Source organism: Bacteroidota bacterium (assembly GCA_005882315.1).
GTDB lineage: Bacteria > Bacteroidota > Bacteroidia > Chitinophagales > Chitinophagaceae > VBAR01.
The window spans coordinates 1,296,805-1,321,551 of record VBAR01000001.1 but is presented as its reverse complement, the minus strand read 5'-3'; the positions used below and the strand labels follow the sequence as shown (position 1 = coordinate 1,321,551).

Sequence of the window (24,747 nt, the reverse complement as noted above, 5' to 3'; positions counted from 1 at the left end):
CCCGACACCTGACAACTCTTATTCATCCGATACGATCCTGCCGCCTTTTAGTTTGATGATACGACCCGTTTTATTTGCGAGGTCAATATCATGTGTTACCATTATCAATGTAGTACCGGCTTCTTTATTCAGGTTAAAGATCAGTTCAACAATTCCGCGGCTTGTTTCAGCATCCAGGTTACCGGTAGGTTCATCAGTAAATAGAATTTGCGGTTGATTGATAAAGGCCCTCGCCATTGATACTCTTTGTTGTTCACCCCCGCTCAATTGTGCTGGATAGTGATGTCCCCGGTCTGCAAGGCCCACTTTGTTGAGGAGGTCAACTGCTCTTGGCTTTATGTTTTTTTCCCTGCGCAATTCCAACGGTACCATCACATTTTCAAGTGCAGTAAGTGTAGGAAGCAACTGGAAGTTTTGAAAAATAAAACCTACATGCTTATTTCTTATACTGGCACGCTGATCTTCACTCAACTGATCCAGCTTTATATTATTTAATTCCACTGTACCTGTGCTTGATCGATCCAGCCCGGCAGCTAATCCCAGCAAAGTAGTTTTGCCACTACCTGATGGCCCGACAATCGCCATTGTTGATCCTGCTTCCACGGAAAAATTAATATTCTCCAGCACCGTCAATGTGCGGCCTGCACTCTGGTAAGTTTTACCAAGGTTCTGGATATTCAATATCGTTGCCATCAGCAATTATTTTAATGTATCATGTAATATAAATGAAAATTCCATCCGGATAACAGCAGTTTGATGTACTAAAGAAATAGCGGGATGAAGTGTTTGGGGAAAGGTATGTATGCGTTAGTTATTTAAAATAGTTCCTGCATTCCGTTACCTTATCAGTATTAATAATATCAATACCGAGTTCTTTCTGCAGTTTCCATGATTCAGGATTATCGGGACTGGCCCAGAGCCTGATCCGCTTTTTCATACTATGTACTTTATCTATTACTTGTTTCAATCTTTCGAAATCATCATTCGGTGGAAGATTATAAGGAACCCAGCTATCACTGATAAAAGCTATCCGTTGCAGCTTTGCATCATCGTAAGGTTCATTGGGACGTCCATCAAATAATATATTAGAAGGGTAAGTGGCCCATTTGAATGAAGGTCCTCTATCACCACTGATAACGATCTGCACCGCCTTTCGATTTACTGAACGATCAAAAACAGAAGGATGGTGCGCCAGCAATTTGAAAAGCGCTGCAAGAACAGGCTCTGCGTTTTCTTTTATATCGATCATCAGTACGGGTGCATAGGCAGTGTCGTCGGTGATAGTTCCTTTATGCTTGCGAAACAATTCAATGATGGGTTGCAGGTAAAAACTGTCCAATGTGCTGGCAGTTGGTATTTCATCCTTATCATGTGCTACCAACAGCTTGTTGCCGACGAGAAAAATATCTACCTCTATTGAAAATACTTTATTGCGGATCGCATTGGTAAATGGTTCTGGTCTGTGATAATCGTTATGAGCATGAATAAGTGGCTGGGCCTGTAAAACAGTGACGCTAAAAAACAAAAGCAGGCCAGCTAAGCACTTCATAATATAAGTTTATAGTTTTGGGATGGGCGGACCTACAAGATAAGAAATCCCGCAGGTATAACATGAGCCGGGTAGAAACAAGAGAATGATCTTTTAATCGTACTGTGAATTGGCCGTCTTGAGACTTTCAACATTATTTTTTTAAATCTCTGGATTGTGCGAACTTTTCCTGAAACATAATTCAAAAACTGGAACCACGAAGACACTAAGACACAAAGGCTTCACGAAGTCAGCTTTGTGTTTCTTCGTGATTTTGTGGCTTCGTGGTTCAATTTTTCAAATAAAGACTCGTAACCAACTAATCAATTCAACCCAACTCGTCATTTAACCTTAAACTTATTTTATGACCAAACCAACTACCCGGCAAGAAAAAAACATCCTGCTCTTCTTGTTCGTCCTGTTCACCCTAACAATGACAAGCTGCTATCATTACAGGGTCATTAATACAAAAAATGATCCGGCAACTGAGTACAGGGATACCGTCATGCGTTCCTATTTCTGGGGACTGGCAAACAAACCCCAGAATTTCCATGTTCCAAATTGTACCGATAGCTGTGCTGCACTGGATGAAGTGGTCTATTCAAAAAATTTCGGGCAATCACTCGTAACAGTTATCACATTGGGAATTGTTTCATCTGTAAAGGTGGAATGGAAATGTCATAAACCCTGTCAACGTGTGATCGACGGGTTATAATTTTTTCACTACTAATATTTATTACATGTCTCTTCCGCAAATACGCCCCACCAATGCGATCGAGTGGACCAATCGCCACGATACGTTTACACAACCGATAGATAACCTATTTGATCTTATTAATGGTAACACGGGTAATGGCTTTGATGATTATAATGCGATGACCGAAGCGATACAGTCCTTGCTTGCAAAAGCAATTGCAGAAAATATTACCATCAGGGCATTGGGCGGTGGATGGTCGTTCAGCAACGTAGCAGCAGCAGAAGGGTGGATACTTAATACCAAGATGTTGAATATGATCTTCCCGATCCGCAAAGCACAAAGCGTATCACCCAACTATACAGGAACACCAAACGATCTTTTATTTGCGCAGTGCGGCAATTCAATACAGGAATTGAATAATTGGTTAAAACAAAATAAAAGATCATTAAAAACTTCCGGCGCCAGCAATGGACAAACAATAGTCGGATGTTTTTCAACAGGCACACATGGTTCGGCGATCGATACAGGGTCGGTACAGGATTTTATTGTCGGCATCCACATCATCACCGGCCCTGATACACATATATGGTTAGAAAGAGGATCCTATCCTGTTGTATCCGATCTGTTCCTTGAAAAATTTAAAACTAATCGGGTAGCAGATGATGAACTTTTTAATGCTGCTCTTGTAAGTTTCGGCAGCTTTGGTTTTATACATGGAGTGATGATAGAAACCGAACCTATTTACCTGCTGGAATGTTACCGAAAAAAAATTCCGATTGATGATACTTTCAAACATATCATGGAAACACTTGATTTTTCCAATGCGAACTTTATTCCGAATGGTAATGAACGTCCCTTCCATTTCCAGGCTGTCATTGATCAATACAAATTGTCCGGTGGTGCCTATGCCACTATTATGTATAAACGCAGCTATACGGATAACTACCAGCCGCCGGTTGATGATTTTAATAAAGCGGGGCCCGGTGATGATATGGCTGCAGTTGTTGGCATCATCACTGATATCGTTCCCGCTTTAACGCACCTGCTGGTAAGTAAACTGGTAAAAACTTCTTACACCTTATATGAAGGCGACATGGGAACATCAGGAGAAATTTTTAGAAACAATAATATCCGTGGCCGGTTGCTTAGTACCGCTATCGGTATTCCGCTTGACCGTGTGTGGGAAGTAAATAATCTGCTTATTAAGCTCAATAAAACGAGCGGACCCTTTTCAGGAATATTCTCTTACCGGTATGTAAAAAAATCTTCGGCTACATTGGCTTTTACCCGGTTCGCTCCTACCTGCATACTCGAACTCGATGGTACAGAGTCAGCCACTACAAGAAATTTTTATGCTGCAGTATGGAATGAACTGGAAGCAAGAAATATCCCCTATACTTTTCATTGGGGTAAAATACATAACCTGGATGAGCCTAAAACGAGGAAGATGTATGGTGCCGGTATGGATGAATGGATAAAACAAAGAAACAAGATACTGGCGCCGGAGACAATGAAAATATTCAATACCCAATCATTGAAAGATTGTGGACTTGATAAGATATTACCAGCATTGCGGCCGTTTTGATTATTTATTGATGACGGGAACAGGATTGGTACCACCGTCTTTTATAATTCTTTAACTCCTTATTGCATTATTCTTATAATCTGCTGATACAGCCTTCATAAAGACTGTTAAAATACAGTATAAAATAGATTAACAATTAGCGGCTTTCACTGGCACCGGGTTTGAAATATAGGGCCGAACCTTAAAATTATAATTATGAAAAAAATCTACTTATTACTTGCAGTTGGAATACTGGCTGCAACAATTTCAACATCGGCCCAGAATGTAGTACTTCGTATGGATAATAACTATGATGTATCTATTGATGGCCGTAACTATGAAGGCAACGCTACTATACCGAATTTAGGTGCTGGTCAACATACCATAACTGTGTATGCAGTAAAGCCCGGCTTTTTAGGTATAGGTAAGAAAAGAACCCAGGTTTCATCTTCAAGTTTTGAGTTAAAAAATAATGATGTAACAATTGATGTTGACCAGAACGGTCAACTGCGGATAAACCAAATGGGAAATTCCACTACTCAAAACCGCAGATATAATGAGCGGAACACGGATGGCAATTATGAGCAGAATGATGAAAGGAATGGTGGAGGATATGGTCCTTATAATAATCCTGGAAAGGGAAATAAATATGGGCTTTATAAAGACAAAAAAGCGAAAAAAGACAAATCACAAAAAGAACATATGAATAAAGGGCATAAATAAAATTCCTGAACTTTAATACGGCCGTCCCGACTTATCGGGGCGGCTTTTCTATTTGGTCATTGCTGTCGTCTTGAGGAACGGCTTGATAAGATATTACCAGCATTGCGGCCGTTTTGATTATTTATTTTGTACTAAACTGAATTGCTTCTATTAAGCTTCTGTTGCGTCGCACTCTTGTACGTTTCGTAATTCTATTGAGCAACCAAATCAAAATAACTCTAACTGTTCTGCATCGTCAATGCGTTGTTCAGGATTCTTTTTAAAAGGGATTAGCCGTGATTGATAAACAAAAGGATACATACTGATATGATCTAAGGGAGTAACAAAAAGTTTTTCAGGATTAGAAGCAGTGCCACCTACACCTATTGCTACATATACTCTCATATTTTTGTCCCGTTGATACTCTAAATAAGAATCGATCTTATATCTGTCAGCCCAGTCAGTTCCTCCTTCGAAAAATTGCTTTCTCCATTTGCATTCTACTGCAAAATGGAATTTCTTTTTTCCTAAGGATGCAAATACTAAATCAGGCCATGAATTGCTTAGTGGAGAAACTCCGTTAGAAGCTATTTTATCACCTCGCCATTCTAAAAGACGGAATTTTCTTTTGTTGAAGAGGGTTACCATATAGTTTTCAAAGTGGAAGCCCTTTTCAAATGAATCAAGCTCATTAACAGCATGCGATGCTGGGTGGGTAATTATATTGTTCATAGTGGTTCGGGATGGATGAACAAGATAGAAATCAAAATTGATAAAAGGAAATTCTGCCCTACCACAAAGTGGTATTGGCGCTTTAGTAAATTGTTACTAATATTGTTAGTATAAAAGTTCTTAACATCCTCTTTCCGTATCAAATTTTAAACTTTATTTGTATGAAATTAAAATATCAATATGTTGTTGCGGATGAGATTTCATTAGTTAATGAATCTGAGCAACTATCTCTATTTGAAAAAAACTCTGAAATGAATGATGTTGGATTAAAATATCCTCGTAGAAAATCTCGTACAATCGCTAATAATACTTTTAAGCTTGAGGCACCAACAGAAGTTGTATCTCAAACAATGAAAAATATATTAAGTTCCAATACGAAGATTGAGCTGTTGTTAGAACAAGAACTACAAAAAGTCAAGTTGAATTATTCTCGCCCAGATTTAATCATAGAACAAATTTCAGGAAAGCCAGATTTTATTATCCCTCGTTACCGTATTGCAATTTTCTGCGATGGAGATTTTTGGCACGGAAAGAATTATGAAAAAGGCAGCATAAAAAATAATACAGATTTCTGGGATGCTAAAATTGAGAGAAATATTCTTAGAGATGAAGAAGTCAACTATGGTCTACAAAAAAATAATTGGCAAGTATTTAGATTTTGGGAAAGTGATATTAAAAATGATGCATCAAAATGTGTTTCTCAAATTTTAGAATATATTAATACGAATTTCGAAGACGCAAATCCCAAGTTTACATTTGTTGATTTATTTTCTGGCATTGGAGGTTTTAGGATCCCCCTCGAAGAACTGGGGGGTAAATGTTTAGGGTTTTCTGAAATAGATAAAAAAGCAATTGACGTTTATAAGAAAAATTTTTTTGGCTTTAAACACGGAGAGGATGTTGAGCTTGGAGATATTACAAAACTTGGAAAACTCCCCTTTGATAATATTGATTTAATTGTTGGCGGGGTCCCATGTCAAGCATGGTCCGTTGCTGGTAAAATGAAAGGTTTTGACGATCCTCGAGGAAAATTATGGAATGATTCAATAAGAGTAGTTAGAGAAAATCAACCCAAAGCCTTCATTTTCGAAAATGTAAAGGGTCTTATTGATCCCAGGAATAGGAGCAGCTTGAGTTTAATAATTAAGAATTTGCAAAATGCTGGCTATGTTGTTAAAGAGCCCCAGCTTTTGAATTCGTACGATTTCGGATTACCCCAAAATAGAGATAGAGTATTTATTGTTGGAATCCGCAAGGATTTATCTTATTATTTTGAAGACTTTGAATATCCAAAACCGATTAACAAAAAATCTTTTCTAAAAAATTTAATTGATGGCGTTGATAAAGATTCTGTGATTGACAAAAAAATTTTTGATCCGAAAGATATTTTCGGGCATAAAATTCCAATGTCAAGAAATAGATTTCAAAAACTAAATGAATTAAACGATTTTTTTATCTTTTGTGATACCCGAAATGGACACACAACAATTCATTCTTGGGATATAATAAGAACCACAGAACGTGAAAAGGCTATTTGCATGATAATTCTGAAAAATAGGAGGAAAAAGGTTTATGGAAATTCTGATGGAAATCCTTTGAGCTACAAAACTCTTAAAAAGCTAATTCCTGATTTGAAACAAACCGAGTTAGAAAAATTAGTAGATAAAAATATTTTGCGTTACGTAAAAAAACTAGGATATGAATTTGTTAATTCAAAAAACTCATCTGGCATAAATAATATTTATAGGGTATATCTGCCTCATTCTAATATATTTTCTACTTTAACCGCGACTGGTTCCAAAGATATAGTTGCTCTTAAAGACATTACAGGAAATTCCCCAGATGAATACAGAGCGAATTTTATAAATAAAATTGTAAAGAAAAAATTATATAGACCTATTACCGCCAAAGAAGCTGGCAAACTACAAGGATTCCCAAAATGGTTTAGTCTTCATAAAGATGAAAAAATTGCTAAGAAGCAATTTGGAAATGCAGTTTCAACTTATGTTATATATTATTTAGCCAAGCAACTCATAGATACTGAAATTTTTTATAATGCCATTAAATCCAGAAATTATTAAAGAAACAGTTTCTAATGGAATTCTGAATTATGTAGAAAACAATTTAGAAAAAGTTCGTCATTTTCAAATATTAGATCTGTTAATCCCAAAAGAAAGGAAAATCAGGTCAATTGTCGGTGGTCTCGAGACTTCTCAGGGCAAAACTTTATGGGAACCTCTAGCAAAGAGAATTGCTGCTGATAATGGTTTTGTAGTTATTCCCGGAAATTTGCAAGCACCTCTAATCATGCCTGCAGCACTTGGTAATACATTGCAATTAATAATTGAATCGAGGCTACTTCAAAACGGGCAATATAATGCAACCACAGCTCATGATGCTATTAAACAAGTATGTCAGCAATTTATTAATAACCCCATTCAAGGATTTGGACCTCCTCCTAGGGGTAGTGGTGTAGACATTTGGCTTCAAAGAGATGGGATTGATTATTTTTTTGATACAAAAACTGTTCAGCCCAATATTGCAAAGTTTAGAGAATTTCTATCGCAGTTGTTTAATTGGTATGCATATTTTTATTCTGGCAATCCTAATGGTAATGCAATTGCGAAAATAGTTTTCCCATATAACCCCTACGATGGAGACTTCTGGGAAAATTCTAAAGCAAATGGACGTCCTTTAGAACCTATAACCGAAGGATGGGTTGAAAATGAATTTTGGGATTTTATTTCTGGAGAACAAAATACATTTCTCTTAATACGAAATTGTTTTACAGAATTAAGAGATGAAGGTAGTTTGCAGGAACAATTAGACAGTTTATTTTCTGAATAATATTAAATCGCAATGAAAAAGTCCGAAAAGAACGCAATCATTAAAAAGTTTAAGGTTTGGTTCAAAGACACTCTAATCCTCAATCATAAAATAAACACCGAAAAATTAGAGAATATTAATAAGTTCAATATTAATCCACTTCTATTATATTACTTAGCATATTATCTTCAAGGAAACGCGACACCAATTTCACTTGCAAAAGTCTTGGTATATCCAAGAGTTCTCAGTACTTCAATAACAACTTCTTTTGGAACCAGTATGCAAAGTTTTATAACAGATGTTCTTGGGGCTTATGGCTCTGGAATTGAAGGTCTCGATATTGAGTTTTTTGATCATATTGATAAAGAAAAAAAATACTGTCAAATTAAGTCTGGCCCGAATTCAATCAATAAGGATGATGTAGTAACAATAAAAGGACATTTCAGAGCTTTCATTAATAGAGCAAGAACAAATAGACTTAAAATAAATTTGAACAACATTGCCTTTTGCTTAATATACGGAGAGGATAACGAGAAAAACTCTTTTGTTAGAAAATTAGAGGAGGAATACACTATTTATATGGGAAAGGATTTCTGGCATCGATTTACTGGAGACAAAGATTTTTATAAAGATTTAATTAAAGCTTCTGCAGAAGTTGCTTCTAAAGTTAACATGAAACCAATTGTAGATGGCGTTATTAAGAAACTTAGTAAGTCCGTTGAACAAAGACTTAAAGAAATTTCATCATGAAAGAGTTTGGAATACGTAAAACCCTATTGCTTTAATTAGAAAATAAAATAACAATAGAAGCAACACACCTTTCTCTTCCTTCTGGAGCAGGCTATTGCAACAATTCATGAATAGAGTTGAATAAGTGCAAGTGTGTGACGCAACAAAAGCTTAATTGCAGTACCACAGCCGACTACATAATTATTCTCCTTTCATACAAACATTTCCACTCATCCCTGCTTTTTGCAGTTTTAAGAAATAATTTCAAACCACGTAACTACCTGTAATTTAACTGGTTTAATAGCAATTGGTATCGGTCAATTCGGCTATTCCTAATAAATTAGTTGTTCTCCTAATGAATTAGTAGTAACATTGTGAAAACAATTTTTAAAGATGATAAAGCTGGCTAAAAGAGAAGAACAGATCATGCAGGTGTATTGGGACCTGGGTAAAGCATTCATTAAAGAAGTGATCCCTCACCTGCCGGATCCGAAACCACATTATAATAGTGTGGCCACTATGGTGAAGATACTGGAAGAAAAAGGTTTCCTGGATCATGATACCATTGGCAATGTGTACAGCTACTTCCCCATCATCAGCCGGGAACAATACCAGAAGCATGCAATGAAAGATATCGTGAAAGAATATTTTGATAATTCCTACCCGCGGATGCTGGCCTTCTTTGCCAAAGAACAAAAACTATCTGAAGCCGAACTGAAAGAAATTCTTAACATGATTAAAACAGACAACTCATGATACTGCCATATATTATTAATGTCGCTTTGATCCTGCTGGCCTGCCTGGCTTTTTATAAACTCCTGCTGCGCCGCGAAACTTTTTATAAAGTGAACCGCTACATGCTGATCATTTGCCTTGGGATCGCTTTTGCATTGCCGTTGCTGCAGGTGCCTGCGGGGTTTTCGTTGCGTAAGGTGAATAGAGTGAATGGTGTGAATGGTGAATTGTCAATGGTGAATGAACAACAGTCAATAGACAATGGGCAACCTGCAAAAAATAGCCAGCAACCAACTGTTAATACACTACCGATAGTTAATAACGATAAACCTTCAGCGACCTCAAAAGAAACAGCAATTGCCCATTCACCATTCACCATTGACAAGCTAATGGGCTGGTTGTTCTGGATCTATTGGTTTGGCGTAATTGTTTTTGCTGCCAGTTTTATTTTCCAGTTAGTGTTATTGCTCTGGCGTGCCTATCGCAACCCGGTTATCATTGATGGTCCTTACCGCATAGTAGAAGTAAGCGGTGATAAAGCTCCCTGCTCTTTTGGCAATACTATTTTTATCAACCCGTCAAAGTATGAATGGGAAACCTATAACCAGATCTTGATGCATGAGAAAGTTCATATTCGTGAAAAACATACTATTGATATTGTTGTTGCCGAATTGCTGCTGATCTTTCAATGGTTCAATCCATTTGCATGGATCTATCGCAGGGAGATCGAAAGCAATCTTGAGTTTTTAACCGATGATCAACTGATGCAACGGGAAAAGCTGGATAAGAAACGTTACCAGTTGAGTCTTGTTCAGGTATCGGCACCGCATTTACCGCTGAGCCTTACAACAAATTATAACCAGTCAATTCTTAAAACACGTATAGCCATGATGAACAAAAAAAGATCAAACCTGCACACGGCCTGGAAATATTTTTTCCTGTTGCCTGTATTCGCTTTTTTAGCCTGCCTGCTGAATGAGCCGGTGGCGAAAGCCCAAACGTCAAACGGAAAAAGTGATCCCGATAACTATCGGGAGTCAAACGTGAAAGGTGAAACGAAAAATCACGGTATGGAAACCCAGGGTTATTGGTTCGCTGTGATCAAGGATGACAAAGTGAATATCCGCTTCAGCGATGAAAAGATGGAGAATGAAAACTGGGATTTGAAATCGGGACATTCTTTCAACGGTTCTACTTTCAAATTATCCGAACTGGGAACATTGCCAAAAGGAACATCGGGCACATTTAATATTACCCGTGAAGCCGGTAAAATGGAAATGACCGGTAAGTTTGAAGGCAGCACTGGCATGGGTACTTATAAGTTCGTTGCTAATAAAGCCTATGTTGATTACATGAATAAAGAACTGAAAGAAACGCTTGATGATGATGACCAGATGGCTTTCTTCTTTATTAATATCAAAAAAGAATTTTTGACAATGCTTCGCAGCGAAGGATATAAAGATGTAACAAAAGATGACCTTATCCCTGTTGCTGCATTGGGTATTGACAAGGCTTATATTTCTTCTATCCGCAACAATGGATTTAAAGATATCAGTCTTGAAGACCTTGTTCCATTGAAAGCATTGGGTGTTGATGAAAAATATATCAAAGAAATACGCAGTGAGTATAAAGATATTTCCACTGACCAGCTGGTAAGTTTTAAAGCACAGGGGATTGATAAAGCTTATATCAAATCTGTACGTGACATGAAAAGTGACAAAGGAGAGAAGGGAGATAAAGGGAGTAAAGATGACCCCGATGATATGGTTAGTTATAAAGCCATGAACATTACGCCTGAGTTTGTGAATTCTTTCAAAGCCGTGGGTATGACGAATGTGCCGCATGATGAATTAGTAGCTTTTAAAGCAGTAGGCGTTACACCTGAGTATGTGAAGAGCTGGTATGATAAAGGGTATAAGGATATTAACCCTGAAGAGTTTGTTGGCATGAAATCACAGAACGTTACACCTGAATACATGAAGAGTTTTACCGATATGGGATATAAGGATATAAAGCCAGAAGATCTTGTTGCCTTCAAAGCATTGGGTATTACACCTGAGTATGTAAAAAGTTTTGAAACCGCCGGTTATAAGATGACTGATCTTGAGAATGTAACTGCGCTTAAAGCACAGGGCATCACTCCTGAATACATTAAGAGTTTTGAAGCAGCAGGGTTCAAGGATATTAGCCTCGATGATATCGTTGCTGTAAAAGCATTGGGTGTTACACCTGAATATATAAAAGACATGAGGGCAAAGGGATTTAACTATGATAAGTTACAGAAGTATGTTACACTAAAAAGTATTGATTAAAGTTTTCGAATTGAAACCAACTCAATTTTTCTATGTTTGATTTCGTAAGCGGTCGCAAATTGCGACCGCTTTTTTTATTCTCTGAAAATCAGTTTTACTTTATGTTCTTTTGCCTTGATGCAAAAGAACCAAAAAATCAAGGCTGCAGAAAAAATGTCTAAAATTTATTCGTTCGGCTACAGCGAAAAAAGTCTTACTATGATCTGCTCAATATCTCCCGGCTACTTATTTTATTAAGTACATCATAACACTACTCAAAATTTTTCGCTGCTTAACGCCTCACTCCTAAATTTCTTAACGCCATTTTTTCTGAGGCCGTCCTCATTCATGAATCTTATGGAAGCATTGATTAAAGTTTTCGAATTGAAAATTTCATTTTTTAGACGAGTCTTCTAAAAAAAATTCCCCCAATAGAAATTGGAGGACAATAAACCATTAACCATTAAACCTTAAAAAATATAAACTCTAATTTAAAAATAAATATTTGAACTCTCAAAAAAGCAATTAAAAAACAGGAAATCGATGGATTAACTTTAATCTGTCATGACTCTTAAAAGTTGCGCTTATATCCTATTTTATTTTTTCAAAATCATAATTTGGTTTGATCTGCTTATTTAGAAACGCTCCTTTTGAAGAAGCTTTTTTCATTTCATTATAAACCTTTTCGGAGACTTCTTTATAATCGTAGATATTGCCTGAAGTATAAATTACTCTAAGCTTGGAAGCTTTCGCATCGTATTTCATTGCTGCAACAACGGAAGATGGCATATTGAACTATTTTTCAATTTCTGGTAATTAAAAAATTATGCCAGTTGAAAAGGAAACAAACTGGTAACTTGTTGTTTTGGTATCTTATTTGAACTATTACCCGAAAATCATATGAACGCAATTAGTATAAAACTACAGACACCCTGGGAAGAGGTAAAAGAAAGAATGAAGGAAAATGATCTCCGCCTCACTGATGCTGACCTTATGTATGAGCCGGGCCATGAAGAAGAATTGCTGATCCGGCTCGAAAAAATTATGAACAAGACCCGCCCCGAAGTCATTGCTTATATTGAAAGTATTTCCGCCAACGAGGGTTTAGCGGGTTGAGTTGTATAAAAAGCATTTTAATTCTTAATACTCTTTATCTTCAGAAAGATTATTCGTTGCTTTGGTATCTTTATTTGACTTCTTGCCATACTACAGATGACAAATTCATTTGCACAGGTATTGATCTTTTTATTAGCCGGTATTGTAGTCATCATACTGCTTACTACCCGCTGGCGGGTGCATCCTTTTTTTGCTTTGCTCATTGCCTGCTTTTTGGTTGGGCTGGGTGTGCAGATGGATATAGCAACCATTCTCGGTACGATCAAATCCGGCTTTGGCCATATCATGCAATCGCTGGGGCTTATTATTGTACTCGGCACTACGTTGGGTGTATTACTGGAACATAGCGGCTGTACTAAAGTGATGGCAAATTATATTCTGAAAAAAACAGGAGAAAAAAAAGCACCGTTGGCAATGAGCATCACCGGTTTTATTGTAGGTCTTCCTGTTTTTTGTGATTCAGGCTATATCGTTTTGAGTGGATTAAATCAATCGCTGGCAAAACGTACCGGTATTTCGGTTGCTATCATGGCTACATCACTCGCCACCGGTTTATATGCGGTGCATTGTTTATTGCCGCCACATCCCGGCGCTGCCGCTGCGGCTGTTACTATCGGTGTTAATTTCGGAAAACTAATCAGTATCGGTATTGCTGTTGCTATCCCTGGTATGATCGCAGGTTATTTGTGGGCCCGTTATGCAGGAAAAAAAGTTCCCCATGTGACAGCAGAAGCAGAACATATCACTACACACACTGCATTGCCAAATCCATTCATGGCTTTTCTGCCAGTGATCGTTCCGGTATTATTAATTGCAGTTAATTCATTTTTTGCACTGGAAAAAAACAGTGGAAATATTTTACAAAGAATATTTGCTGTACTTGGTGAACCGGTGATCGCTTTATCGGTTGGTATATTATTAGTATTTGCAACAGTGCGTAGCTGGACAAAACAAGCAGTAAGTAAATTATTACAGGAAGGTGTAGAAAAAGCTGGTGGAATTTTAGTCATCATTGGTGCAGGCGGCGCATTCGGCGCTGTGCTGGCTGCAACAAAAATTGGTGAACATTTCGGCCAATCGCTGAACCTCGGCAGTATGGGAATTTTTTTTCCCTTCCTGCTTACGTTTATGTTGAAGACCGCACAAGGTTCATCAACTGTTGCAATTATTACGGCAGCTTCTATCATTCAGCCTTTATTGCCAGCACTTGGCCTGGATACAGAAACAGGTAAACTGCTTTGTGTATTATCCATGGGCGCAGGCTCTATGATGATCTCTCATGCCAATGATGCGTATTTCTGGGTGATATCAAAATTTTCAGGATTGGATATGAAACCGATGCTAAAAGTTTATTCTGTTGCTACGATCTGGATGGGATTAGTAACACTGCTGGTCATTTATATTTTATCATTGTTTTTATTATAATAGAATGCAGGTACTCATTGCACCCAATGCTTTTAAAAACAGTTTATCGGCGGCAGACGCTGCAACAGCCATCAAAGAAGGTTTGCTGCAAAGTGATCTTAGCTGTGAATGCATTTGTTTTCCTGTTGGGGATGGTGGTGATGGCACCGCAGAATTGATCATTCAGCATTGTAAAGGAGCTGTGTTCAATGCTGGAGTGAATGATCCGTTCGGCAGAAAAATAAATGCCGAATATGGTTTGATAGATAATTATAAAACGGCCGTGATTGAAATGGCTAATGCATCAGGCCTGCGTTTATTGAAACCGGAAGAATATGATCCGCTGCATGCAACATCATTTGGTACCGGAGAGTTACTCAAACATGCATTGGATAAAAAAGTCAATAAAATTATTTTATGTATCGGTGGCAGTGCTACAGTTGATGGTGCTGCAGGAATATTACAAGCACTAGGTATTCGTTTTTTAAATAAATATGGAGATGAACTGAACAATCTTCCTGAAAGAATGAATGAACTGGAAACAATTGATCTTTCTGGTTTGGATAAAAGAGTTCTTAACTGCAAGCTGGTTGTATTGTGTGATGTAGAAAATATTTTACTCGGAAAAGAAGGCGCTGCAAATGTTTTCGGTCCGCAAAAAGGTGCCGGGCTTGCTGACATTATAAAACTCGAAGTTGCATTGACAAGGTTGCGTGACATCGTAATGCAGCAAACAGGCAGGGATATATCAACGCTGAAACATGGTGGCGCTGCCGGTGGCGTTGCTGCATCATTATCTGCAATGCTGAATGCTGAACTGGTAAATGGTATTGAAAATTTTTTATCCATTACCGGTTTTGAAAATGCGTTGAAGAATGTTGATCTCGTTATTACCGGTGAAGGAAGTATTGATATACAAACCTTACAAGGTAAGGGCCCTTTTGGTGTTGCAAAAATGGCAAAGCAAAAAGGAATTCCTGTAATTGGATTAGCTGGGAAAGTTCCTTTGGAAAAATCTCCGCAGCTGCAGCAATATTTTGATGTGCTGTTATCTATCAACAATGAACCCGTTGATCTTGCCAAAGCAATGATGAATACAAAACATAACCTGGAACGAACTGCAAAAGAGATTGGTAATATGCTGGCAATGCAATTATTGCCTCAAAAAAAGTTGTGAGCAGACCCCGTTTAACCCGGGGTTTATAATTGAATAAGTTTCCCCTGCATCAAAATCATCCCGCCTGCTGCCTGTGGTCATAACCCTCTTCTTGTTGCATGACTACCTTAACACTGGTAAATTAATTTTTTCATCTTAAAACAGATGATCATGAAAAAGTATTTATTAATGAGCACAGTTCTGCTGTTCTCATTATCAATGAACAGTCAGCAAACTGGTTTTAAAGCGGCTAAATGGGAAAAAGAATATGATAATGTAGATGCCTGCACCTGTGGACTTGCCAAGGTAGAGAAAAATGGTAAGCATGGTTTTGTAACGGAAGAAGGTAAGCTTGTGGTTCCGCTTATATATGATGAAGCCTTAGCCTTTTCTGAAGGCAAAGCTGCTGTAATGATCGGTAATAAATGGGGCTATATCGACAGCACTGGCAAAGAACTGTTGAAGTTACAATTCACTGATGCTTCTTCTTTCAGCGAAGGCATGGCAAAAGTAACCCTGAATGAAAAATGTGGTTTTGTAGATGAAACTGGCAAACTGGTAATTGATATCCAGTATAACAATGCATCTCACTTTAAAGAAGGATTGGCTGCAGTAAGTAATGCAAAAGCAAGATGGGGCTATATTGATAAAACTGGTGCTATTGTAATTCCTTTTGCTTACAGTTTTGCTATGGAGTTTGCAGATAGTAAAGCCCAGGTAATGAAAGAAGGTAAATGGAGCAGCATTGATAAAAAAGGGAATGCAATGAAGGATGAATAGTTTTTTTGTCACACAGAGACTTGGGATAAAGACATGAAAATAAATCTCAGTAGTCTCTGTGTTTCTGCGTGAAATATTTTATTTACTCCTGCAATAAGGTGATTAGGAAACAGAACCCTGTTTTTGCTAAAACAGATAAACCGACATATCTTGCGGACAAGAAAAAAGGCCCTTCCGTAGAAACGGACTGACCTCTAACGATTGCTTGCCATATGAAATTCTTATGAAGTGCTTTTAAAAAGCGTTTCTTTCTGTTTCGGGCCTCTGATGATTGCTACTCCTCAACGATTGCTGCTATATGATCTCAAAGGCGCAGTACAAATGTACCCGGCAGCCTCTATTGATTCAAAACATCCTTCTGTTTGTTTAATTATGCCAAACAGGGAGTAAATTTGTAAAACCATTAGCAGTCAAGGGTTTCGGCCCGTTTTTTTAATTATGTCCAACCGTTTTTCTGATATATTATTTCAATTGGTTCATTCGCTGGAGAAGTCTGAAAAAAGACATTTTAAACTCTATATAAAGCGAAGTTCCGCTAAGGAGGACTTGAAAATTATCCAGCTATTTGATGCCCTGGCCGCCATGCCTGAATATGATGAAGCCGTTTTACTTAAAAAGCTAAAAGGTGTAACCAAAACACAGCTTGCAAACCTGAAAAATCACTTGTATAAACAGGTGCTGGCCAGTTTGCATTTGCTCAAAACATCTGACAATATCGATCTGCAGTTGAGTGAACATCTCGACAATGCACGGATATTATATAATAAAGGATTGAAGATCCAGGCTCTCCGCATTCTGGAAAAAGCAAAAGAACTGGCAAGAGCCAACCAGAAGTTTAATACACTGGTACAGTTACTTTCATTGGAAAAGAAAATTGAATCGCTTCACATCACACGAAGTACTACGGAAAAAACTTTACAAATAGCCAATGAAGCGTTGGAGATAAGCAGTCATATAGACAGGGTAACAAGACTTTCCAATCTTGCCTTGCTGCTTTATCGTTGGTTTGTACTGCATGGTCATGCCCGTAATAAAGAAGATGAAAAAGAACTGGTAACTTTTTTTAAAAGTTATTTGCCGGCAGATACATCAGCTATCAATGGCTTTTATGAAAAACTATACTTCTATCAAAGCTATAGCTGGTATGCATTTATTAAACAGGATTTTTTGATGTATTACCGTTACAGTCAGAAATGGATCGACTTGTTTGATGAACAACCGCTGATGATAGGAGTGGAAACCGGGCACTATGTAAAAGGCATGCATAACCTGCTGAATGCTTTATTTGACCTGCGCAATTTTGAAAAATTTGAAATTACATTGAAGCAGTTTGAGCAATATGCAAAAACACCTGTTGCCAACAGGCATGATAATTTCCGAACTCATACTTCTATTTATATCAACGGCGCAAAAATAAACCAGCACCTGATGAAAGGCACTTTTGCCGACGGATTGAAATTGGTGTCAGTAATTGAAAAAAGTCTTGAAGAGTATTCTTTATTTGTAGATCCGCACCGTATTCTTGTTTTTAATTATAAACTGGCTATGTTATACTTCGGTGCTGGTAAATTTGAAAAAACGATCGACTATCTCCAACGCATCATCAACGGGCCGGTTGATCTCCGGATCGATCTGCATTGTTATGCACGGTTGCTGCACCTGATGTCACATTATGAACTGGGTAATTATGAATTAATGGAATCACTCACCAAGTCTGTTTACCGGTTCATGGCAAAAATGAAAAGCCTGACGGTGGTTGAAGAAGAGATGTTTGGTTTTCTCAGGCATAGTTTTGATGTTTCGCCAGAAAAAATAAAACCTGAACTTAAAAAATTCCTGCACAAAATAAAACACCTCGAAAAAAATCCTTTTGAGACCCGATCCTTTGCCTATCTCGATGTTATTTCCTGGGTAGAAAGCAAAGTGAATAATAAGCCGATGGCGGAAATTATTTTTGAGAAGTACAAAAAGCATAAAAAACGGAGATATCTTATTTACTAGTAGAATGCGGAGAATAACCGGCTTATTCACCGCATTTTTTGTGTCAAATACGGCCATTCAAAAAACTGAATACCGTAATTTGCAGCCATGAATGATTACCTGGGCGGATTGAACGAGAAACAAAAAGAAGCTGTACTACATATTGAAGGACCCCTGATGATTGTGGCCGGCGCCGGCAGTGGAAAAACCAAAGTGCTGACCACCCGTGTTGCCCACCTGATGGCCAATGGTGTTGATTCATTTAATATTCTTGCTCTCACTTTTACCAATAAGGCGGCAAAGGAGATGAAGGAGAGGGTGGAACATATTTTGGGTAACAACGAAGCAAGAAATCTTTATATCGGAACCTTTCACTCTGTATTTGCAAGAATACTTCGCGGCGAAGCTACCAAGATCGGCTATCCGAATAATTTCACTATTTATGATACTGATGATGCAAAGAGTGTAATAAAGACAGTAGTGAATGAGCTGAATCTTGATGATAAGCATTACAAACCATCTTCTGTTTACAATCGCATCTCTTCAGCTAAAAATGCATTGGTAGGCCCGGCAGATTATGCCAATGATTATTACATACAGCAGGAAGATATGCGCAGCAATAGGCCTGCCATTTCACAGATCTACCAGGCCTATGCAGCCCGTTGTTTTAAAAACGGTGCGATGGATTTTGATGATCTGCTACTGAAGTTTTATGAGCTTTTGAAAAACGTTCCTGAAAGCCTAAGCAAGTATCAACGCAAATTCAAGTACATATTAATTGATGAATACCAGGATACCAATCCCGCACAGTATGAAATAATTAAACTGCTCGGCGCTATGCATGAGAATGTTTGTGTAGTAGGTGATGATGCACAAAGTATTTATTCATTCCGCGGTGCAACTATTCAGAATATTTTACAATTTCAAAAAGATTATGATGAAGTAAAAGTGGTGAAGCTGGAACAGAACTACCGCAGTACAAAAAGCATTCTGAATACAGCCAATGAAATAATCAAGATCAACAAAGGCCAGATACCAAAAGATCTTTGGACGGAGAATGCGGAAGGAGAAAAGATAAAGCTGGTAAGAACAATGACTGATAACGAAGAGGGAAAATTTACAGCTGATACAATACAGGAACAAAAACTCCGCAATCATTTTTTCAATAAAGATTTTGCAATTCTTTACCGTACCAATGCGCAAAGCCGTGCATTTGAAGAAAGTCTTCGTCGTATGGGTATTGCTTATACTATTTATGGCGGTATCAGCTTTTACCAACGTAAAGAGATAAAGGATTTTATTGCCTACTTAAGAATTATCATCAATCCAAAAGATGAGGAAGCGCTAAAGCGCATCATCAATTATCCTGCAAGGGGTATTGGCAAAACCTCTATGGATAAAGCCGTACTTGCCGCTAATGAAAACAACATCAGCATGTGGGATGTAATAAACGAGCCCTTAAAATTCGGATTTAAAGCCGGCACAGCTGAAAGTTTGAATGATTTTGTGACGATGATAAAAAGTTTTCAAAGCATGCTGCAGAAAAATAATGCGTATGATGTAGCCGTGCATGTTGGCAAACAAACAAGTTTTGTAAAAGAATTGTTTAACGATAAGAGCACCGAAGGACTGGCTCGTTATGAAAACGTTCAGGAATTATTGAACTCAATTAAAGAATGGATCGAAAGTCCCGATAATGAAGATGGCGAAGTGGTGGATAAAACCCTTGGCAGTTACTTACAGCAAATAACATTGCTGACCGATGCTGATGAAAAAGATCCAAATGCAGATACGGTAAAACTCATGACAATACACGCAGCAAAAGGTCTTGAGTTCGGCGTTGTATTTGTTGCAGGTCTTGAAGAAATGCTTTTTCCGAATGCTCTCAGCATAAATACAAGAGAAGAATTGGAAGAAGAAAGAAGATTGTTTTATGTGGCTGTAACAAGGGCTAAAAAAAGATTATGGATAACCTATGCTAATACACGATATCGTTTTGGTTCTTTAGTACAAAACGAACCAAGCCGTTTTATTGATGAATTACCCGAACAGTTTGTTGATAAAAGTTATTCTGGTGGCGGTGCAAAGAACCAGGGTTCAGATTATGGAAACGGAACTGCATTTGAAAGAATGAGAGGATGGGGAGGGGGGAGAAGCCAGGAGTCAGGAGTTCGGAGTCGGGAGTCAACAAAAAAAGAAACTCCTTCTTACTTAGCACCTGCTGCGCAGCCAAAAGTTGTAGAGCATAAGCCATCACCAGATTTTGTTGCAAGCGATACAAGCAATTTACAGCCGGGACAAAAAGTCGAGCACCAGAAATTTGGTTTTGGTGAAGTAATGAAAATGGAAGGGGCGGCTCATAATCCGATTGCAACAGTGAAGTTTGAGCATAATGGTGAAAAGAAGATCATGCTGAACTATGCTAAACTAAGAATTATAGAATAGCATTTAAACTAAATAGGCCATCATCACTTCATCCAAAAACTTGTTTTCACTTTTCAGGTAAGTAAATTTTTTCAGCAGCCCTTCTTTTACAAATCCGACCTTCTCATACAAACGAATTGCTTTTTCATTAATAGATGCAACGCTCAGTTCAATTCTTAAAAAACCATTCTGTTTTACAAAGTCAAGAATGTCTTGCATCATTTTCAATCCTTCGCCTTTGCCGGCAAAAAATGGATGCACCGCTACACCACCCAGGTAAACAATATGTGAGTTGCGGTATTGTTGTGGTACCAGTTTACACATACCAGTTGAAATTTCATCCACTTCATAGATATATAAGATCTCTTTTGTAAGCAGCTCATCATACACCGGCATAAATTCCGTTGTATGCATTTGCTCATACAACAGAAAAGGGTTTATCTGCGGATCCATATAAAGTTCATAAATGAACTTAAAATCATCGTTTGTTGCTTTGCGGATCATTTCTTTTTTGTTACTGAAAAGATAGCATTAAAAATTATATCATAACTTCAACCAACACAGTTAAACTATTTTACATGAACGATCGTCGCCGCTTTCTGCAAAACTCAGCTACTATAGTCGCTGGTAGTACAGTCTTTTCCTCATTTGGTATTTTTAAAAACATTATTTCTCCAAGTGACCAGTTAAATATTGGGGCAATTGGTATCAATGGCATGGGCTGGAGTAATGTGACCGCAGCTTTAAAAATTCCGGGAGTTAATTTGGTTGCGATATGTGATGTAGATAAAAATGTAGTTAATAAACGATTGGGAGACCTGGCAAAAATGCCCGCCCGTGCCGGTACGGACGGGAATATTGATGCAACAAAAGTGAAATCATATGGTGATTACAGAAAATTACTTGAACAAAAAGATATTGATGCTGTCATTATCGGCACACCCGACCACTGGCATGCATTGATAATGATACATGCATGCCAAGCAGGCAAGCATGTATATGTAGAAAAACCGGTTGGCAACTCTATTGAAGAATGTAACCTAATGGTTGCTGCTCAAAAACGTTATAATAAAATCGTACAGGCCGGACAATGGCAAAGAAGCCAACAGCATTTCCGTGATGCAGTTGATTTCATCAAAACCGGTCAACTGGGAAATATAAGAACAGTAAAGGTTTGGTGTTACCAGGGCTGGATGAAACCAGCTGCTAAAGTTGCAGACAGTGAACCACCCGCTGGTGTTGATTATAAAATGTGGCTCGGTCCTGCACAAACCAAAAAATTTAATGCAAGTCGTTTTCATTTCAACTTTCGCTGGTTCTGGGATTATGCCGGTGGCCTGATGACTGATTGGGGCGTACACCTCATGGACTATGCAATATTTGGAATGAATGCCGATGTTCCAAAATCTGTTTCAGCGCTTGGCGGCAATTTTGCTTACCCTGATCTTTCCCAGGAAACACCGGATACAATGGGTGCTTTGTATGAGTTTGACAAATTCAACCTGATATGGGATCATGCAATGGGAATTGATAACGGTTTGTTTGGAAAAGATCATGGTATTGCTTTTATTGGAAATAATGGAACATTAGAATTGGATAGGGGCGGATGGGAAGTGATCGAAGAAAACGGAAGTAAAGAGAAAGTGAAAGTGGAAAGAAAAAAACCATCAGACAATGGTCTTAATAAACATTGGGAAAATTTTGTAGCTGCTATCAAATCAGGAAAACAGGAAGACTTGAATTGCCCGATAAGTACCGGTGCACATATTGCCACAGTTTGTCAATTGGGAAATATTGCATTCAGAAGCCAGCAAAAAATTACCTGGGATAAAACAAAGGGAAAATTAACGGATGAAAAATTAAATGCTGAATATCTGAAAGCACATTATCATAATGGATATACATTGCCGAAGGTGTAAATTATTTTACAGCATTTTTTAAAGCTTCTACTGTTTTCTTTTCACTACCTACAAAGATTTTGTCTTTGATGATAACAACGGGGCGTTTTAGAAAAGTGTATTCATCTAAGATATATTGACGATAGTCCTTTTCTCCAAGATTTTTATCTTTTAATCCCCATTCTTTATACTTCATAGCCCTTCTGCTAAATAAAGCCTCATAGCCTCCCGCCATTTTCTTCATTTCATCTATCTGGGCCGGAGTTATTTTTTCAAACTTGATATCCTGCATATCAAACCCTTTCTTATCAATACCTGTAGTTTTTATAATTGCCTGGCAGGTTGTACAGTTTCCGAGATGATACATTTTCTTCATATGATCTTTTATTTTCAGTTGCAAATTTACTACAGTATTCAAATGCGGGGCTAAAGCCCCTTTACTTAAGCCGATGATTCATTACCCCAGCCTTAAGGCTGGGGCTATTCGCCGGTTTCTTCTTTGGGCTTTAGCCCATCTTGATTGATAAATATTTTTTTATACCTTTCTCCAAACCATACACATGAAGAAAACAATTTTTATCCTGTTATTGTTGGCGCCAGTTCTCTCCTTTTCTCAAAACCTGAAATCAGGTGGTGTATTAAAACCCGAGCAAGCCATAATGGACATTAAACATTACACCGTTGCAATGGAAGTAAACCCGGAAACACAAACAATAGATGCATGGACCGAGATCGAACTTGTACTCACAAAAGAAACTTCCTTGTTATTATTCGACTTCTGGAATGGGTTAACTGTAAAAGATGTTCTAGTAAATAATAAAAAGCAACCTTTTACTCACTCAACAGATAATTTGATAAAAATTTCTTTGGCTCAATCTTTACAACCCGGAAGAATAAAAGTAAAGATCAGTTATGCTGGTAAACCCGGTGTTGCTAAAAATGCTCCCTGGGATGGCGGTTTTCAATGGAGTAAGGATTCAAAAGGAAATCACTGGATAGCTATGACTTGCCAGGGTGAAGGAGCTAAAATATTTTTTCCCTGTAAAGATCATCCCAGTGATGAGCCTGACGAAGGTGCTGATATGTTGATTACTGTTCCAAAAGGATTGGTTGTTGCGGGGCCGGGTTTATTACAATCAGTCAAAACAAAAAAAAATAAATCTACTTATCACTGGAAAACAAATTATACCATCAGCAATTACTGCATTCTTTTCAATGCCGGTAATTATAAAGTAGCAAAACGGATCTATACAACCGTAAATGGAAATAAAGTGCCAATGGAGTATTATGTGTTGGAAGAAAATTATGATAAGGCTGAAAAATTTCTTGATCTATTTGAGCAATCAACACATATACAGGAAAAATATTTTGGAGAATATCCATGGGTCAAAGAAAGAATTGCGGCTTCGGAAACCCCGCATCTCGGTATGGAACATCAAACCAATATCGCTTATGGGAATAAATACAAGTATGAAAAATTAGGAGATAAAGATTTTGATTGGTTATTGCACCATGAATTCGGACATGAATGGTGGGCCAATAAAGTAACCAATAAAGATTGGGCTCATATGTGGATACAGGAAGGCATTTGTTCATTTGGAGATGCGCTTGCAACAAAAGAGCTCGCTGGTGAAGAAGCTTATTTATTGCGGATGCGTAACACGGCAGCAACGCTAAACGGAAAAATTCCTGTAGTACGAGGCGAACAAGTCGATTCAGACAGTGCTTATAAAGGACCGATCTATGGCAAGGGAGCTTTCTTTATGCATAGCCTGAGTTATTTGTTGGGTGAATCGGTGTTCTTCCCCATTCTTAAAAAACTGGCGACAGATGAAAAATATACTTACAATAATTTTGTAACAACAGATGATGTAGAGCAGTTGTTCAGCAAAGAATCAGGCAAAAACCTGAAACCCTTTTTTGATTTCTATCTTCGGACGACTGATAAACTTGAATTTAAAGTTGTTTATCGTGCCGGTGATAAATACAAGATCACACTCAGTAATTTAAACATTGAATTGCCTGTAGATATTACAACTGATAAAGGCACAACGAGAATGACACTGATGCAGATGCAGGGAGTTACAGTTGATAGTAAAACGCCGCCGCTGATTGATGCGAAGGGTTATTATCTTAAAAGAGTTGTTTATGAGTAGATATAATTCGACAACACTGATTGTACAAT

The 24,747-nt window shown here is 37.8% G+C and carries 22 protein-coding genes; 16 read left to right on the top strand and 6 right to left on the bottom strand.

Translation table 11 applies throughout. The annotated features are described in order from the left end of the window. Nucleotides 1-18: 18 nt before the first annotated feature. Together E6H07_05485 and E6H07_05480 are read right to left on the bottom strand one after the other, a co-directional pair. Complete coding sequence (locus E6H07_05485; GenBank protein TMI65374.1) at nt 19-693, bottom strand: ABC transporter ATP-binding protein; 675 nt, start codon at nt 691-693, stop codon at nt 19-21. A gap of 118 nt (nt 694-811) precedes the next feature. Continuing rightward, complete coding sequence (locus tag E6H07_05480) at nt 812-1,549, bottom strand: glycerophosphodiester phosphodiesterase (protein TMI65373.1); 738 nt, start codon at nt 1,547-1,549, stop codon at nt 812-814. A gap of 343 nt (nt 1,550-1,892) precedes the next feature. Between E6H07_05480 and E6H07_05475 the strand changes: the two genes are divergently transcribed. The 3 genes from E6H07_05475 to E6H07_05465 all read left to right on the top strand — a co-directional run bounded on the left by E6H07_05475 (nt 1,893) and on the right by E6H07_05465 (nt 4,512). After that, complete coding sequence (locus E6H07_05475; GenBank protein ID TMI65372.1) at nt 1,893-2,243, top strand: hypothetical protein; 351 nt, start codon at nt 1,893-1,895, stop codon at nt 2,241-2,243. Between the two features lie 25 nt (nt 2,244-2,268). Further along, nucleotides 2,269-3,810 (top strand): FAD-binding protein, encoded by a 1,542-nt coding sequence (locus E6H07_05470; GenBank protein ID TMI65371.1) that lies wholly within the window; start codon nt 2,269-2,271, stop codon nt 3,808-3,810. Nucleotides 3,811-4,005: 195 nt separating this feature from the next. Continuing rightward, nucleotides 4,006-4,512 carry a hypothetical protein gene (locus E6H07_05465; protein TMI65370.1) on the top strand — a complete coding sequence of 169 codons (507 nt, stop codon included), beginning with the start codon at nt 4,006-4,008 and terminating at the stop codon, nt 4,510-4,512. A 207-nt stretch (nt 4,513-4,719) separates the two neighbouring features. Here the strand turns inward: E6H07_05465 and E6H07_05460 are convergent, their stop codons facing one another. Beyond that, nucleotides 4,720-5,223: a hypothetical protein gene (locus tag E6H07_05460; protein TMI65369.1), complete on the bottom strand. Its 504-nt coding sequence runs from the start codon at nt 5,221-5,223 to the stop codon at nt 4,720-4,722. Nucleotides 5,224-5,384: 161 nt separating this feature from the next. Between E6H07_05460 and dcm the strand changes: the two genes are divergently transcribed. The 5 genes from dcm (at nt 5,385) to E6H07_05435 (ending at nt 11,825) form a co-directional block, all read left to right on the top strand. Beyond that, nucleotides 5,385-7,304 (top strand): DNA (cytosine-5-)-methyltransferase, encoded by a 1,920-nt coding sequence (gene dcm / locus E6H07_05455; protein ID TMI65368.1) that lies wholly within the window; start codon nt 5,385-5,387, stop codon nt 7,302-7,304. Beyond that, on the top strand, nt 7,279-8,070 hold the full coding sequence (locus E6H07_05450) for a TdeIII family type II restriction endonuclease (GenBank protein TMI65367.1): 792 nt from the start codon (nt 7,279-7,281) through the stop codon (nt 8,068-8,070). Before dcm ends, E6H07_05450 begins: the two co-directional genes overlap by 26 nt. 12 nt (nt 8,071-8,082) lie before the next feature. Continuing rightward, complete coding sequence (locus E6H07_05445) at nt 8,083-8,799, top strand: restriction endonuclease (GenBank protein ID TMI65366.1); 717 nt, start codon at nt 8,083-8,085, stop codon at nt 8,797-8,799. A gap of 372 nt (nt 8,800-9,171) precedes the next feature. Beyond that, nucleotides 9,172-9,534: a BlaI/MecI/CopY family transcriptional regulator gene (locus E6H07_05440; GenBank protein ID TMI65365.1), complete on the top strand. Its 363-nt coding sequence runs from the start codon at nt 9,172-9,174 to the stop codon at nt 9,532-9,534. Next, the gene (locus tag E6H07_05435; GenBank protein ID TMI65364.1) at nt 9,531-11,825 is read left to right on the top strand and encodes a M56 family metallopeptidase; all 2,295 of its coding nucleotides are present in this window, start codon (nt 9,531-9,533) and stop codon (nt 11,823-11,825) included. Before E6H07_05440 ends, E6H07_05435 begins: the two co-directional genes overlap by 4 nt. Before the next feature lie 570 nt (nt 11,826-12,395). Here E6H07_05435 and E6H07_05430 read toward each other — a convergent pair. After that, nucleotides 12,396-12,593 (bottom strand): KTSC domain-containing protein, encoded by a 198-nt coding sequence (locus E6H07_05430; protein TMI65363.1) that lies wholly within the window; start codon nt 12,591-12,593, stop codon nt 12,396-12,398. A 111-nt stretch (nt 12,594-12,704) separates the two neighbouring features. On the opposite strand from E6H07_05430, the gene E6H07_05425 reads away from it, so the two are divergent. The 6 genes from E6H07_05425 to E6H07_05400 all read left to right on the top strand — a co-directional run bounded on the left by E6H07_05425 (nt 12,705) and on the right by E6H07_05400 (nt 20,685). Continuing rightward, nucleotides 12,705-12,920: a general stress protein CsbD gene (locus E6H07_05425; GenBank protein TMI65362.1), complete on the top strand. Its 216-nt coding sequence runs from the start codon at nt 12,705-12,707 to the stop codon at nt 12,918-12,920. A gap of 96 nt (nt 12,921-13,016) precedes the next feature. Next, complete coding sequence (locus E6H07_05420) at nt 13,017-14,345, top strand: GntP family permease (GenBank protein TMI65361.1); 1,329 nt, start codon at nt 13,017-13,019, stop codon at nt 14,343-14,345. A 4-nt stretch (nt 14,346-14,349) separates the two neighbouring features. Further along, a complete protein-coding gene (locus E6H07_05415) occupies nt 14,350-15,501 on the top strand; it encodes a glycerate kinase (GenBank protein TMI65360.1) in 1,152 nt (383 codons plus the stop codon). Nucleotides 15,502-15,645: 144 nt separating this feature from the next. Further along, nucleotides 15,646-16,260: a WG repeat-containing protein gene (locus tag E6H07_05410; GenBank protein TMI65359.1), complete on the top strand. Its 615-nt coding sequence runs from the start codon at nt 15,646-15,648 to the stop codon at nt 16,258-16,260. Nucleotides 16,261-16,698: 438 nt separating this feature from the next. Continuing rightward, nucleotides 16,699-18,261: a hypothetical protein gene (locus E6H07_05405; protein ID TMI65358.1), complete on the top strand. Its 1,563-nt coding sequence runs from the start codon at nt 16,699-16,701 to the stop codon at nt 18,259-18,261. An 87-nt stretch (nt 18,262-18,348) separates the two neighbouring features. Further along, a complete protein-coding gene (locus E6H07_05400) occupies nt 18,349-20,685 on the top strand; it encodes an ATP-dependent DNA helicase (GenBank protein TMI65357.1) in 2,337 nt (778 codons plus the stop codon). Between the two features lie 3 nt (nt 20,686-20,688). On the opposite strand, the gene E6H07_05395 is transcribed toward E6H07_05400, so the two are convergent. Continuing rightward, nucleotides 20,689-21,168 carry a GNAT family N-acetyltransferase gene (locus E6H07_05395; GenBank protein TMI65356.1) on the bottom strand — a complete coding sequence of 160 codons (480 nt, stop codon included), beginning with the start codon at nt 21,166-21,168 and terminating at the stop codon, nt 20,689-20,691. A 74-nt stretch (nt 21,169-21,242) separates the two neighbouring features. On the opposite strand from E6H07_05395, the gene E6H07_05390 reads away from it, so the two are divergent. Beyond that, complete coding sequence (locus E6H07_05390) at nt 21,243-22,583, top strand: Gfo/Idh/MocA family oxidoreductase (GenBank protein ID TMI65355.1); 1,341 nt, start codon at nt 21,243-21,245, stop codon at nt 22,581-22,583. A gap of 1 nt (nt 22,584) precedes the next feature. Here the strand turns inward: E6H07_05390 and E6H07_05385 are convergent, their stop codons facing one another. Next, nucleotides 22,585-22,938, bottom strand: a complete 354-nt coding sequence (locus E6H07_05385) for an arsenate reductase (protein ID TMI65354.1) — start codon at nt 22,936-22,938, stop codon at nt 22,585-22,587. A 184-nt stretch (nt 22,939-23,122) separates the two neighbouring features. Here E6H07_05385 and E6H07_05380 point away from each other — a divergent pair, with 184 nt between their 5' ends. Beyond that, entirely contained in the window at nt 23,123-24,718 is a 1,596-nt protein-coding gene (locus E6H07_05380; protein TMI65353.1) for a M1 family metallopeptidase, read from the top strand. The last annotated feature ends 29 nt before the right edge of the window (nt 24,719-24,747 follow it).